Source organism: Streptomyces sp. NPDC045701 (assembly GCF_056432045.1).
Map to the genome: position 1 here is coordinate 179,638 of NZ_JBWKJV010000006.1, position 12,239 is coordinate 191,876.

11 protein-coding genes are annotated in these 12,239 nt (G+C 73.4%); 6 read left to right on the top strand and 5 right to left on the bottom strand.

What is annotated here, in order from left to right:
* Positions 1-120: 120 nt before the first annotated feature.
* Positions 121-813 (bottom strand): phosphatase PAP2 family protein, encoded by a 693-nt coding sequence (locus tag AC07DW_RS10205; protein ID WP_478857185.1) that lies wholly within the window; start codon positions 811-813, stop codon positions 121-123.
* Between the two features lie 3 nt (positions 814-816).
* On the opposite strand from AC07DW_RS10205, the gene AC07DW_RS10210 reads away from it, so the two are divergent.
* Entirely contained in the window at positions 817-1,122 is a 306-nt protein-coding gene (locus tag AC07DW_RS10210; RefSeq protein WP_478857186.1) for a hypothetical protein, read from the top strand.
* Positions 1,123-1,135: 13 nt separating this feature from the next.
* Here the strand turns inward: AC07DW_RS10210 and AC07DW_RS10215 are convergent, their stop codons facing one another.
* Together AC07DW_RS10215 and AC07DW_RS10220 are read right to left on the bottom strand one after the other, a co-directional pair.
* The gene (locus AC07DW_RS10215; RefSeq protein WP_478857187.1) at positions 1,136-2,071 is read right to left on the bottom strand and encodes a M56 family metallopeptidase; all 936 of its coding nucleotides are present in this window, start codon (positions 2,069-2,071) and stop codon (positions 1,136-1,138) included.
* A 103-nt stretch (positions 2,072-2,174) separates the two neighbouring features.
* Entirely contained in the window at positions 2,175-2,732 is a 558-nt protein-coding gene (locus tag AC07DW_RS10220) for a DUF5134 domain-containing protein (protein WP_478857188.1), read from the bottom strand.
* A 145-nt stretch (positions 2,733-2,877) separates the two neighbouring features.
* Here AC07DW_RS10220 and AC07DW_RS10225 point away from each other — a divergent pair, with 145 nt between their 5' ends.
* Complete coding sequence (locus AC07DW_RS10225) at positions 2,878-3,441, top strand: GNAT family N-acetyltransferase (protein ID WP_478857189.1); 564 nt, start codon at positions 2,878-2,880, stop codon at positions 3,439-3,441.
* Positions 3,442-3,477: 36 nt separating this feature from the next.
* Here the strand turns inward: AC07DW_RS10225 and AC07DW_RS10230 are convergent, their stop codons facing one another.
* Together AC07DW_RS10230 and AC07DW_RS10235 are read right to left on the bottom strand one after the other, a co-directional pair.
* Positions 3,478-6,177: an ATP-dependent Clp protease ATP-binding subunit gene (locus AC07DW_RS10230; RefSeq protein WP_478857190.1), complete on the bottom strand. Its 2,700-nt coding sequence runs from the start codon at positions 6,175-6,177 to the stop codon at positions 3,478-3,480.
* A gap of 429 nt (positions 6,178-6,606) precedes the next feature.
* Positions 6,607-7,290: a glycerophosphodiester phosphodiesterase gene (locus tag AC07DW_RS10235; protein WP_478857191.1), complete on the bottom strand. Its 684-nt coding sequence runs from the start codon at positions 7,288-7,290 to the stop codon at positions 6,607-6,609.
* A gap of 485 nt (positions 7,291-7,775) precedes the next feature.
* Between AC07DW_RS10235 and AC07DW_RS10240 the strand changes: the two genes are divergently transcribed.
* The 4 genes from AC07DW_RS10240 (at position 7,776) to AC07DW_RS10255 (ending at position 12,175) form a co-directional block, all read left to right on the top strand.
* Positions 7,776-9,176 carry a DUF6421 family protein gene (locus tag AC07DW_RS10240; RefSeq protein WP_478857192.1) on the top strand — a complete coding sequence of 467 codons (1,401 nt, stop codon included), beginning with the start codon at positions 7,776-7,778 and terminating at the stop codon, positions 9,174-9,176.
* Positions 9,177-9,202: 26 nt separating this feature from the next.
* On the top strand, positions 9,203-9,967 hold the full coding sequence (locus AC07DW_RS10245) for an SDR family NAD(P)-dependent oxidoreductase (RefSeq protein ID WP_478857267.1): 765 nt from the start codon (positions 9,203-9,205) through the stop codon (positions 9,965-9,967).
* Entirely contained in the window at positions 9,946-11,043 is a 1,098-nt protein-coding gene (locus AC07DW_RS10250; protein WP_478857193.1) for a threonine aldolase family protein, read from the top strand. The genes AC07DW_RS10245 and AC07DW_RS10250 overlap by 22 nt, the downstream gene beginning before the upstream one ends.
* A 439-nt stretch (positions 11,044-11,482) precedes the next feature.
* Positions 11,483-12,175, top strand: a complete 693-nt coding sequence (locus AC07DW_RS10255; RefSeq protein ID WP_478857194.1) for a B3/B4 domain-containing protein — start codon at positions 11,483-11,485, stop codon at positions 12,173-12,175.
* Positions 12,176-12,239: the final 64 nt, after the last annotated feature.

Below are 12,239 nucleotides of genomic sequence, written 5' to 3' on the forward strand. Positions count from 1 at the left end.
GCGACGCGGGGGATCGTCCGGTCCGGCGGGCCCGCGCCCGCGCCAGGCCCCGGCCGTCCGGAAACCGGACGTCACGTCCCGGCGACCAGTTCCACGCCGGGGTACGCCGGCCGCTTTCCGTCACTCGTGGTGCGCGTAGCCCCTCCGGGTCGCCGCCCGCGCGACCGTCCGCTCGTGGAGCACCACGGCGACGGCCACCAGACACACCCCCAGCAGCCAGCCGCCCACCACGTCCGACGCCCAGTGCACGCCCAGGTACAGCCGGGTGAGGCCCACGCCGACCACCGAGACGGCTCCGACGACCAGCGCGGCGACCCTCGGCCACCCGCCCACACCCAACCGGGCCAGCGCCCACAGCAGCAGCCCGAAGGTGACCGTCGCCGTCATGGCGTGGCCCGACGGGAACGCGGCGAAGTGCGCCGAGTCGACCGGATCCGGCCACCAGGGCCGGTCCCGGCCCACCGCCGCCTTCAGCGACTGCTGCACGGCGGAACCGACCGCGCTCACCGCGACCGCCCACACGGCGAGGAGCCGCTTGCCGTGCCACCACAGCCACACCACGCCCACGGCGACCAGGACGCGCATCGCCCACGGATCCCACACCCAGTCGCTGAGGACCCGGTTGGCGTCGGTGAGCGCCGGACTGCGTACGGCCGAGTCGTGCAGGTCGTCCGCCACGGCCCGGTCGAACGAGATCAGCGGACCCCACTCGGCCGCGACCAGTGCCAGCAGTACCGCCGACAGGGCGCCGGACCACAGGGCGACGGCCGAGGCGAACCGGGAGTGCGTGGGGGAGGGTGTGGGGGAGTGCATGGGGTGATCCTCCCCTGTCTTCGCCGCCCTATCCCCGTACGCCCGGCCGTCGCCGCGCCCGCCTGCTTCCCCGCCCGGCCGTCGGCCACCACCACCCCGGTCCCGGCGGACCGTGTGCGCATCCGCCTCGAGCGGGGAGCGCGGTGGGCGGCGCCGAAGTTCGACGGGGACGACCACAAGCAGAGGCACGCGGTCGAGTGCGGGATCAACCGCCTCAAGCGCCACCGGGCCGTCGCCACTCGTCACGACGAACCCGCCGTCCGCTTCGAAGCGACCGTGCCGGTCGCAGCCGGCAACGAAGGGCTGTGACCAGCACTTTCCCCTAGCCGAGTGCCCTCAGCGCCGGTACGAACGCCACCAGCAGCGGCACCACCGGCACCATCGCGGCGGCGGCCGTCAGGCGCAGGCGCCGCCCGGCCGTGAGGCGGGGCTCGGCGGTCAGCAGGCGGCGCACCCGGTCTGGCAACTGGGCGTCCGGGGCGGGGGAGGGACCGAACACCCCGCGGTCCTCGTTCAGTTCCACCAGCGCCAGCGCGATCGTCAGCCGCCCGTACCGCTTCGACGCCACGTCGTCCGCGGCCAGCTCCACGAGCCGGTGCATCTCGTCCCGGAACGCCGCGAACACCGGGATCTGCGGGAACCCCGTGGCCAGCGCCGTCGAGCAGTGCAGCAGCCAGTCGTGCCGGGCCCGCGCGTGGCTCTGCTCATGGGCGAGCACCGCGTCGAGCTGATGCCCCTTCAGCCGGCGCAGCGCGGCGGTGGTGACGACCAGCCGCGGGGCCGTGCCCGGCAGCCACCAGGCGTCCGGCCGCTCGCCCTCCAGCAGCACCAGGGACTCCGCACCCGGGTCCTCGCCCGGCAACAGCGGGGAGCGCACCAGGAGTTCGGCGCGCCTGCGCCGGTGCCGCCCACGGGCCCGGCGTACCTCCCGGGTGAGCATCGCCCCGGTCCACAGGCCGCCGCACGCCAGCAGCACCGCCAGGACACCGGACCACGGACCGTGCGCGCCCAGTTCGTACGCCTCGACGACCGCGCGCGGAGCGGGCGCGAACACATGGCCCCGTACCGCCTGCCAGGCCGCCGCCGCGCTGAACGTCATCGACAGCGCGAAGCACAACAGCACCGCCGCCACCACGCACTGCCACACCCACAGCGCCACCACCGGTTCCCGCTCCGGCCATTCGACCCGCGCCAGCAGACGCGGAGCCGCCACGGCGGTGAGAAGGCCGAGCCCGAGCAACGCGAGGGAGACCAGCATGCCCTCACCATAGGATCGGCGGACCGCACACCGGTACGGCCTGGCACGGCAAGTGACGCACACCACGGAATCCGCAGCGCGGCTGCCACGGAATCCGCACCCCTCACACACCCACCAGCATCGCGAGCATCGCCAGCCCCATGGACACCCGGCACGCCAGGGCCACCTCGGGCCCCGCCCATCGGCCGCCCCCGCCGGCCACCGGCCCGGCCGGCCCCGCGGGCACCAGCCGCGCGCCCGTGACCAGCACATACACCGTGTAGTACGCCAGCAGCAGGCCCGTCACCAGCGGTACCCCGCCCGCCGCCCCGTGCGCCCCGTGTGCCCCCGTGCCGCCTCCGGCCATCGCCACCGCCATGTAGACCATGGCCAGCGACCCCACCAGGTGGTGCAGGTGGTGACCGGCGCCGCCCCGGGCCGACCACAGCGCGCGCACCGACGCGGCACCGAACACCACCGCGTACACCGCCCATGCCCACCCCGGGGGCGCCACCGCCGCCGCGGGCACCGCCATCACCGCCATGCCGAACCCCATCAGCGCCTCGTCCAGCGCCGCCCGGCGCTCGGCGCCCGTGACGCTCCTCGTCCGCGCCAGGCAGTAGGCACCCGCCACCACGCACAGCGCCACCAGCAGCCAGCCGGACATCGCAGGTCCGTGCACGACGTACCTCCCCCTCGACGAGACGGCTCCTGAACGATGCCCGGACCGGCGAGGGTGCACGCGAGCGCAAGGGAGTATCGGGGGAGCGTGACGAGGCGCGTTAGGCTCCCGTGCGGGACGGGACCCCGAGCAGGAGGAGACAGCCATGGACACCGCACCGCCCCGGGGCGCGGACGTACTGACCTACCGCGACGCCGACGAGGCCGACGTGCCCGCGCTGGTCGGCCTGATCGAGTCGGCGTACCGGGGCGACACGAGCCGGGCCGGCTGGACGACCGAGGCGGACATCCTCGAAGGGCAGCGAACCGACCCGGACGGCGTCCGCGAGGTCATCGTCACGCCCGGCTCCCGTCTCCTCGTCGTCGAGCGCGGTGGTGACCTGGTCGCCTGCTGCCAGCTGGAACACCGCGGCGACGTCGCGTACTTCGGGATGTTCGCCGTACGGCCGGGCCTCCAGGGCGGCGGTCTCGGCCGGCGTGTCATCGCCGAGGCGGAGAGGCTCGCCGCCGCCGAGTGGGGCGTGCGCGAGATGCACATGACGGTGATCTCGGTCCGGGAAGAGCTGATCGCCTGGTACGAGCGCCGGGGCTACCGCCGTACGGGCCGGACGACCCCGTTCCCGTACGGCGACGAGCGCTTCGGGGTGCCGCAGCGCGACGACCTCCGGTTCGAGCTCCTGGTGAAGGACCTCCCCCGGGAGACCTCCTAGCCGCCGGGCCGGCGGGGCCTCCAGCCGTACCCGCCCTCAGGCCGCGGGTGCCGGGCCGCCCGGGTCACCCAGCGGCGGGCCCGGCTCCCCGCGGGTCCCCGGCGGGCGGTCCATGGACCCCGGCTTGCCCAGTGAGCCCGTGCCGGCAGGCCGGTCCGGCGACGGCGTGCCGCCGGGTTCCTCCGTGTGGAAGGCCAGCCCGCCGTCCCCGGCCGTGACGAGCACCCGGGCGCCCGCCGGCAGCCGCCCGTCCAGCAGCAGGCGGGACAGGTGGTTGTCGACCTCGCGCTGGATGGTGCGCCGCAGCGGGCGCGCCCCGTACTCGGGCTGGTGGCCGCGGCGCGCGATCCAGTCGACGGCGTCCGGGTCGAAGTCGACGCTGAGGTGCTGGGCGCGCATCCGGCGGCGGGTCTCCTCCAGCAGCAGGTCGGTGATCCGGCGCAGTTGCTCCTCGTCGAGGCGCCGGAAGAGGACGATCTCGTCGATGCGATTGAGGAACTCGGGGCGGAAGTGCTCCCGCAGGGGCCGCAGCGCCCGCTCCCGCATCGCGTCGTCCGCCGCACCCGAGTCGGTGGTGCCGAAGCCGACGATGCCGCGGCCGGTGCCGATGGCCTCGGAGCCCAGGTTGCTGGTCATCACGATGACGGTGTTCTTGAAGTCGACCGTGCGGCCCTGCGAGTCGGTCAGCCGCCCGTCGTCCAGCACCTGGAGCAGGACGTTGAAGACGTCCGGGTGGGCCTTCTCCACCTCGTCCAGCAGGAGCAGCGAGTACGGGTGGCGGCGCACCGCCTCCGTGAGCTGCCCCGCCTCCTCGTGGCCCACGTACCCGGGCGGGGCGCCGACCAGCCGGCTGACGGTGTGCCGCTCCTGGAACTCGCTCATGTCCAGCCGCACCATCCGGTCCTCGCTGCCGAACAGCGCGTCCGCCAGGGCACGTGCCAGTTCGGTCTTGCCGACCCCGGTCGGGCCGAGGAACAGGAAGCTGCCGATCGGGCGCCGGGGGTCGGCGAGACCGGCGCGGGAGCGCAGCACCGCCTCCGACACGGCCGTGACGGCCTCGTCCTGCCCGATGACCCGCCGGCGCAGGTGTTCCTCCAGCCCCAGCAGCCGCTCCTTCTCCTCCTGCGTGAGACTGCTGACCGGAATGCCGGTCTGGCGGCTCACCACCTCGGCGATGTCCTCCGCCGTGACCTCGGCGGCCGGTCCGTCGCCGGCCGGCCGCGCGACGCGCCCGGCCCTGATCCGCTCGGTGACCTCCTGGATGCGGTCCCGCAGCTCCATGGCCTTCTCGTACTGCTCGGCCGCGACCGCCTGGTCCTTGTCCCGCGCCAGTTGTTCGGCCTGCCGCTCCAGCGCCCGCACGTCGGTGTTGGTGTGCGTGCGCAGCCGTACCCGGGCGCCCGCCTGGTCGATCAGGTCGATGGCCTTGTCGGGCAGGAACCGCTCGGTGATGTACCGGTCGGACAGCTCGACGGCGGCGAGCAGGGCCTCGTCGGTGTAGCGGACCTGGTGGTGGGCCTCGTAGCGGTCCTGGAGCCCGCGCAGGATCTCCAGCGCGTCCTCCGGGCTCGGCTCGGGCACCAGGATCGGCTGGAACCGGCGGGCGAGCGCCGCGTCCTTCTCGATGTAGCGGCGGTACTCCTCCATGGTCGTCGCGCCGATGACGTGCAGTTCGCCGCGGGCCAGCGCGGGCTTGAGCATGTTGCCCGCGTCCATCGAGCCGCTGTCGCCGCCGCCGCTGCCCGCGCCCGCGCCGACGACCGTGTGCAGTTCGTCGATGAAGACGACCAGCTCGCCGGAGTGGGCGCGGATCTCCTCGATGATGGCGTTCAGCCGCTCCTCGAAGTCGCCCCGGTAGCGGGTGCCGGCGACGACGCCGGACAGGTCCAGGGCGATGACCCGGCGGTCGCGCAGCGTGTCCGGCACGTCGTGCTCGGCGATGCGCTGGGCCAGCCCCTCCACGATGGCGGTCTTGCCGACGCCCGCGTCACCGATCAGTACGGGGTTGTTCTTGCCGCGCCGGGACAGCACCTCCACGGTCTGCTCGATCTCCAGATCGCGGCCGATCACCGGGTCGATCCGGCCCGCCTTGGCCATGTCGGTCAGGTCCCGGCCGTACTTGTCCAGCGTCGGGGTGCCGCGCGGCGGCGCCGGCCGCTGATCGGTTTCGCCCACCCACGGGCCCTGCCCGCTGCGACCGGCACCGGAGGAACCCTGCACGGAGCCCGGGTCGAACTTGGCGGCGTTCAGGATCCGCCCCGCCGCCGAGTCCGGGTTGGACGCGAGCGCGGCGAGCACGTGCTCGGGACCGATGTACGAGGCGCCCGTGTGCCGCGCCAGGTCGTGGGCGTCGAGCAGCGCCCGCTTGACGGCCGGGGTGACGGCGATCCGGGACTGCGGCGGGCCCTCGCCGGCCGTCCGGTCGATCTCCTCGGCCAGGGCGTCCGGATCTGCGCCGGCGCGGGCGATGAGGTCGCGGGTCGGTTCGGTCGCGAGGGCCGCGCGCAACAGGTGCTCGGTCTCCAGGTCGGTGCTGCCGTGTTCGGCGGCGTACGAGGCGGCGTCGCCGACCATCCGGCGCGCGGGCTCGCTCATGAGGCGGCCGATGTCGATGTACCGGGGGATGGGCCGCCCGCTCGCGGGCGACGCTCCCGCCCCGCCCCCGAAGAAGCGGGCCAGAAACTCGCTGAACGGGTCGGAGCCGTAACCCTCCGGACCCATGAAACCGCTGCTCATATGCGTCCGTTCCGGTGTCCGGGAATGGCCGGGACACGCTGTGCGAGAAGACCTGCTGGATCCAGGTCGCGGGTTCCCGAGCGCATTCCGGTTACACCTGCGGCGCACGGGGCGCATCGGCCTCCCGCACCACGCGGAGCACTGGCTTCCCTTCCGGCGCGGGCCCGGAGCCTCCGGTGGGTCACGGGCCGCCCGGGCACCCGCGTCCCGCGCCGCGCCGCCCCCGCCGGTTCCCCGTCCGGCGGGACCCGGCCGGACGGATGGCCGGGCGGAGGACGGGGCTGGGGACCGGGCGGAGGACGGGCGGCGCGTACCCCGTCCCGGCCGTCAGGACCCGGCCGTCGGCTCCGCCCGCCGGCCACAGGCGCACGGCCCCGGGCCCCGACCGCCCGGCCCCGGACCCCCGGCCCCGACCGCCCGCCCCGGCCGTCAGGCCGTGAAGCGGCCGGTACGGCGGATCTCCGGGTGGTCGGTGGTCGCGCCGTCCAGCTCCAGGGCCCGTACGAGCCGCAGGTGCTGCGGCGTGTTGACCACCCAGGCGATGACCCCGAGCCCCGCCGCCCGCGCCCGCTCCGTGGTCTCCAGGGTGAGGCGGCGGATGTTCAGCGCCAGGGTGCCGGCGCCCACCGCCCGCGCCCGCGCCACGATGTCGTCGCCCCAGTGGCTCGCGATGAGCACCGTCCGGACGCCCGGCACCAGGCGGGCGATCTCGGCGACGGCCTCGTCGTGGAAGGAGGACACCTCGACCCGCCCGGTCAGGTCACGCCGGCGCATGGCCTCGGCCAGCGTCCGGGCCGCCGCCACGTCCTTGATCTCCGCCTGGAGCGGTGTCCGCACGGCGTCCAGCACCTCCTCGAACACCGGGACGCGCTCGCCCAGCCCGGCGTCGAGTCTCCGCAGCTCGGCCAGCGTCATGTCGGCGATGGCCCCCGTGCCGTCGGTCGTACGGTCCACCTCGGCGTCGTGCATGACGACCAGGGCGCCGTCCTTGCTCAGGTGCAGGTCCAGTTCGATGACGTCCATGCCCGCGTGTTCCGCGCGGACGAAGGACCGCAGGGTGTTCTCCGGTTCGACACCCATGACTCCGCGATGACCGATGGTGAGGAAACTCAAGATCTTCTCGCTTCCGTCGACGGCGGTGCCGCGCGGTGCGGTGCCACCCGCGGCACCGCCGCAGCCTAACGATCCGCGCGGTGGACGGAAGCCGTCCCGCGCGGGAAAGCCGGAGTGGCCGGGCCCCGGCACGGCGGGACCCGGGACGAACCGGCCGGCCGGGCGGCGACCGGGGCGGCGCGGCCGCACAGGGCGCGGGACCTCCGGGCACGGGCGGGAGGCCCCCGTCCGTCCTGCCGGTCGCGCCCGGCGTGCCGCGACCCCCTGCCCCCCGTACGTCGGTGCGTCGTCTGCGGTCCGGGTCGAGCGCCGGGCGGCGTCTCTGGAGAGAGTCGGTGGATGCCGCTGCGTCACCCACTCCGGACAGGAAAAACAGCGGTCGCGGTGGGGGGTCGACAGGATATTTTCTTCCCGCTCCCCTTGTGGCGGAGAACCACCCATGGATACGGTGCCTTGACGCGAGGTTCTCCCGTGGAGGAAGTGTGATGACGGAAATTCTTGTGCAGGACGTTGTGGGCGGGGATGTGTCCGCCGACGCGAGGGTGATCGAGCACCCTGCGTGGCCCGAGCTCAAGAATGCCGTGGAAGAGATCCGCCCCTGGCAGTCCGCGGACGGTTCCATCGACTTCGACGCCGAGGGCGCGCCCTCCCGTGCGATCGTCGACACCACCCTCGACCGGGTCGTCGCCGCCGTCGAGCAGCTCTCCCCGCTGCTCCCGCACGACGCCGCGTACCACCGGGCGCTCGTCGCCGACCTGCGCAAGTGGGCGGACAGCGGTTTCGCCGTGCCCGACTTCCTGGACTCGCTGCTGGCCTTCCAGCCGGCCGCCGACCGGGTCGACGGACTCCAGCACCTGGCGCTGTTCCCGATGTACACGCAGAACGGCAACCCGGACCGCAACCTGGAAGCCGTCGTGCTGCGCATGGTCTGGCCGGAGTGGCTCGCCGAGCTGGAGGCCACCCGCTACGACAACCCGCTCTTCTGCGGCATCACGTTCGAGGACTTCACCTCGGGTTACGACACCAACTCGGCCGTGCTTTTCCCGGAGACCATCGCCGTGCGCGAGGCCCCGGAGCGCTTCAGCTGGGGCGGCATCTTCTGCGACCGCGAGGCCGCCCGCTTCCGCCGGGTCACCGAGGCGGCCGTGGACATCCTCGGCCTCGACCTGCCCGAGGACATCCGCGAGATGCTCGGCGACCAGGAGCGCTGCGAGAAGGCGTTCGTGCTCTGGGACATGGTCCACGACCGCACCCACAGCCACGGCGACCTGCCGTTCGACCCCTTCATGATCAAGCAGCGCCAGCCGTTCTGGATGTACGGCCTGGAGGAGCTGCGCTGCGACCTCACCGCCTTCAAGGAGGCCGTGAAGCTGGAGGCCGAGGGCCACCCGCACGGCCGCGACGTCCAGTACGCCGTGCTGTTCGACCGGATGTTCCGGTTCCCGGTCACCGGCGACCGCGTCCGCAACTACGACGGCCTGGGCGGCCAGCTGCTCTTCGCGTACCTGCACAAGCACGACGTGCTGCGCTGGACCGACAACACCCTCAAGATCGACTGGCAGCGGGCCCCGGAGGTCACCAACCAGCTGTGCGGCGAGATAGAGCAGCTGTACCGCGACGGCATCGACCGGCCGAAGCTGGTCCACTGGTTCGCCGCGTACGACCTGGTCTCGTCGTACCTTGCCCCGCACCCCGGCTCCCGCTGGGCGAAGGGCCCCGACGCACTCGACCTGGACCTGCCGCCGCGCAAGCTCGTCGACGAGGTGCTCCCGGACGAGTTTCCGCTGAGCATGTTCTATGAGGCCCTCTCCAAGAAGCTGAAGAACGTGATCGCCTCCACCAAGGGCATCACCGCCGAGAAGGCCACCGAGAGGGTCGCCGCGTGAGCTCTCGTACGGAGGAGACGACGACCATGAACGGCAAGGGCAACGGAAACGGCGGCCCGCTCGAGGGCGCGGTCGTCGCGGTCGCCGGAGCGGCGGGAGCGGCCGGCCGTGCCGCCCTGCTGCGACTCGCGGAGGCCGGTGCGACGGTGGTCGCCTCCGACGCCGACCCCGCGCGGCTCGCCGAGGCGGTCGACGCCGCCCGGTACGCGCACGGCGGCGCGACCGTCGTCGGCGACACGGTGGACCTGCTCGACCTCGGCGCGGCGCGCGAGTGGGCCGACAAGACCGAGAAGGAGTTCGGCCGGGTGGACGGCCTGGTCCACCTGGTCGGCGGCTGGCGCGGCAGCGCGACGTTCGCCGAGACGGACCTCGCCGACTGGACCCTGCTGGAGAAGCTGCTGATCCGCACGGTCCAGCACACCTCCCTCGCCTTCCACGACGGCCTGCTGCGCAGCGACCGCGGCCGGTACGTCCTGGTCAGCGCCGCCGGCGCGAGCAAGCCGACCGCCGGGAACGCCGCGTACTCCGCCTCCAAGGCCGCGGCCGAGGCGTGGACGCTCGCCCTCGGCGACGCCTTCCGCAAGGCCGGCGGCGAAGAGGGCCCCAAGGCCGCCGCTACGATCCTCATCGTCAAGGCTCTGGTGCACGACGCCATGCGCGCCGAGCGCCCGAACGCGAAGTTCGCGGGCTTCACGGACGTCGGGGATCTGGCGGATGAGATCGCGGCCGTCTGGGACAAGCCCGCTCAGGAAGTGAATGGACAGCGCCTGTGGCTGACCCCCAAGCCGTGACTCCCGGCACCGCCAGGACCGATGCCCGGCGGCGTCACGACCCGACCGTACGGGGCTTCGCCAGCGACAACTACGCCGGTGTGCACCCCGAGATCCTCGCTGCCATCGCCCTCGCCAACGGCGGCCACCAGGTCTCCTACGGCGAGGACGTGTACACCGAGCACCTCCAGCGGGTGATGCACAGCCACTTCGGTCCGACGGCCGAAGCGTTCCCGGTGTTCAACGGCACCGGCGCCAACGTCACCGCCCTGCAGGCGCTCACCGACCGCTGGGGCGCGGTCATCTGCGCCGAGTCCGCGCACATCAACGTGGACGAGGGCGGCGCCCCGGAGCGCATGGCCGGGCTGAAGCTGCTGACCGTCCCCACACCGGACGGCAAGCTGACGCCCGAGCTCATCGACCGGCAGGCGTTCGGCTGGGACGACGAGCACCGCGCCATGCCGCAGGCCGTGTCGATCACCCAGAACACCGAACTGGGGACCGTCTACACGGTGGACGAGATCCGGGCGATCGTCGAGCACGCCCACGGCCTGGGCATGAAGGTGCACCTCGACGGTGCCCGGATAGCCAACGCGGCCGCCTCGCTGGACGTCCCGATGCGGGCGTTCACCAACGCGGTCGGCGTGGACGTCCTGTCGTTCGGCGGGACGAAGAACGGCATGCTCGCGGGCGAGTGCGTGGTCGTCCTCAACCCGGACGCCGTCAGCCACATGAAGCACCTGCGCAAGATGTCGATGCAGCTCGCCTCCAAGATGCGCTTCGTCTCGGTGCAGTTCGAGGCGCTGCTCGCCAAGGACCTGTGGCTGCGCAACGCCCGGCACGCCAACGCGATGGCACAGCGCCTCGCGGAGGGCGTCCGCGCGGTGGGCGGGGTGGAGATCCTCTACCCCGTGCAGGCGAACGCGGTGTTCGCACGGCTGCCGCACGAGGTCACCCGGCGGCTCCAGGAACGTTTCCGCTTCTACTTCTGGAACGAGGCCGCCGGTGACGTGCGGTGGATGTGCTCGTTCGACACGACCGAGGACGACGTCGACGCGTTCGTCCTGGCGCTGAAGGAAGAGATGGCGCTCGGCTAGTCCTGTATGGCTATGCGGCCGACCGGAAGTCGATTGACTCCGGTCGGCCGCCTGCCTGTGGTCGGCGGGCATGGAGCTGATCCAGCAGGTCCCCGCGTCTCGGCCTGTCTGGCGGCCGAACGGGTCGCCCCGGCAGCGGCGCGCCGGAGTCTGTTGCGCGGAGTCCCCCGCCCTCGCGGCGCCCCTGCGCGCCCGGTCCCTCCCCGCCGTCTTGTGCGGGGCTTCCGGGTGCACGGCCCGGTGGCGTGGCGGTCAAGTCGCCGGGTCGCGCCCGCCCGCTGGATACGCAGTCCAATGAAGTGGACTATGCGGTGTTGTAGGCTGAACCTTGTCCGCTGGTTCCGAACGCCTTGAGGAGCGCCCGGGACCGGCTCCATCCGGACACGATCCTGCCCACGGCCCTGCCCGCCACCGACTCGCGCCCCCTGAACGGCTGACCATGAACCTGACGCTCACCGTCTCCGACGAGGTCCGCGCCCTCGTCCCCGGCTTCACCCACCTCGCCATCGAGGCGCGCGGCCTGGTCAACGGCCCCAGTGACGCCACCAGTGCCGCCCTCCTGGACGACGCGGCCCGCCGCCTCGCGGAACGCCTCGACGGACGCGCCCCGCAGGACGACCCGCACATCGCCGCCTGGCGTGAGGCGTACACCGCCTTCGGCGCCAAGCCGTCCCGTACGCGCAACTCCGCCGAGGCGCTCGCCAGGCGGGCCCTCGCCGATGGCGGCCTGCCGCGGATCAACCGGCTCGTCGACGCCTACAACGCCGTCAGCGTCGCCCACCTGGTCCCGGTCGGCGGCGAGGACGCCGACCGCATCCGGGGCGGGATGCGCCTGGTCCGGGCCACCGGCGGCGAACCGTTCCGCACGGCCGCGGCCGGCGAGGAGGTCGTCGAGCACCCGGAGCCGGGCGAAGTGGTGTGGTGCGACGACGAGGGCGTCACCTGCCGCCGCTGGAACTGGCGGCAAGGCGTCCGGACCCGCCTCACCGAGGGGTCCGTGAACGCGCTGTTCCTCCTGGAGAGCCTCGCCCCCATGCCGCTCACGGCCCTGGAAGCCGCGGGCGCCGAACTGGCCGAGGCGCTGGAGAAGCTTAGCCCGGGCGCCCGGATCACGGTGCGCCGACCCGCGTGACGCGGACGCGCGCCGCACGGCGGGAGCACGCGGGGCCTGCGGGGGGCGGCCGGGTCCGGCCGGC

Coding starts and splice junctions, on each gene's coding strand:
- AC07DW_RS10255 (WP_478857194.1), top strand. CDS start 11,483: ATGAACCTGACGCTCACCGTCTCCGACGAGGTCCGCGCCCTCGTCCCC.
- AC07DW_RS10245 (WP_478857267.1), top strand. CDS start 9,203: ATGAACGGCAAGGGCAACGGAAACGGCGGCCCGCTCGAGGGCGCGGTC.
- AC07DW_RS10205 (WP_478857185.1), bottom strand. CDS start 813: ATGCACTCCCCCACACCCTCCCCCACGCACTCCCGGTTCGCCTCGGCC.
- AC07DW_RS10230 (WP_478857190.1), bottom strand. CDS start 6,177: ATGAGCAGCGGTTTCATGGGTCCGGAGGGTTACGGCTCCGACCCGTTC.
- AC07DW_RS10225 (WP_478857189.1), top strand. CDS start 2,878: ATGGACACCGCACCGCCCCGGGGCGCGGACGTACTGACCTACCGCGAC.
- AC07DW_RS10240 (WP_478857192.1), top strand. CDS start 7,776: ATGACGGAAATTCTTGTGCAGGACGTTGTGGGCGGGGATGTGTCCGCC.
- AC07DW_RS10215 (WP_478857187.1), bottom strand. CDS start 2,071: ATGCTGGTCTCCCTCGCGTTGCTCGGGCTCGGCCTTCTCACCGCCGTG.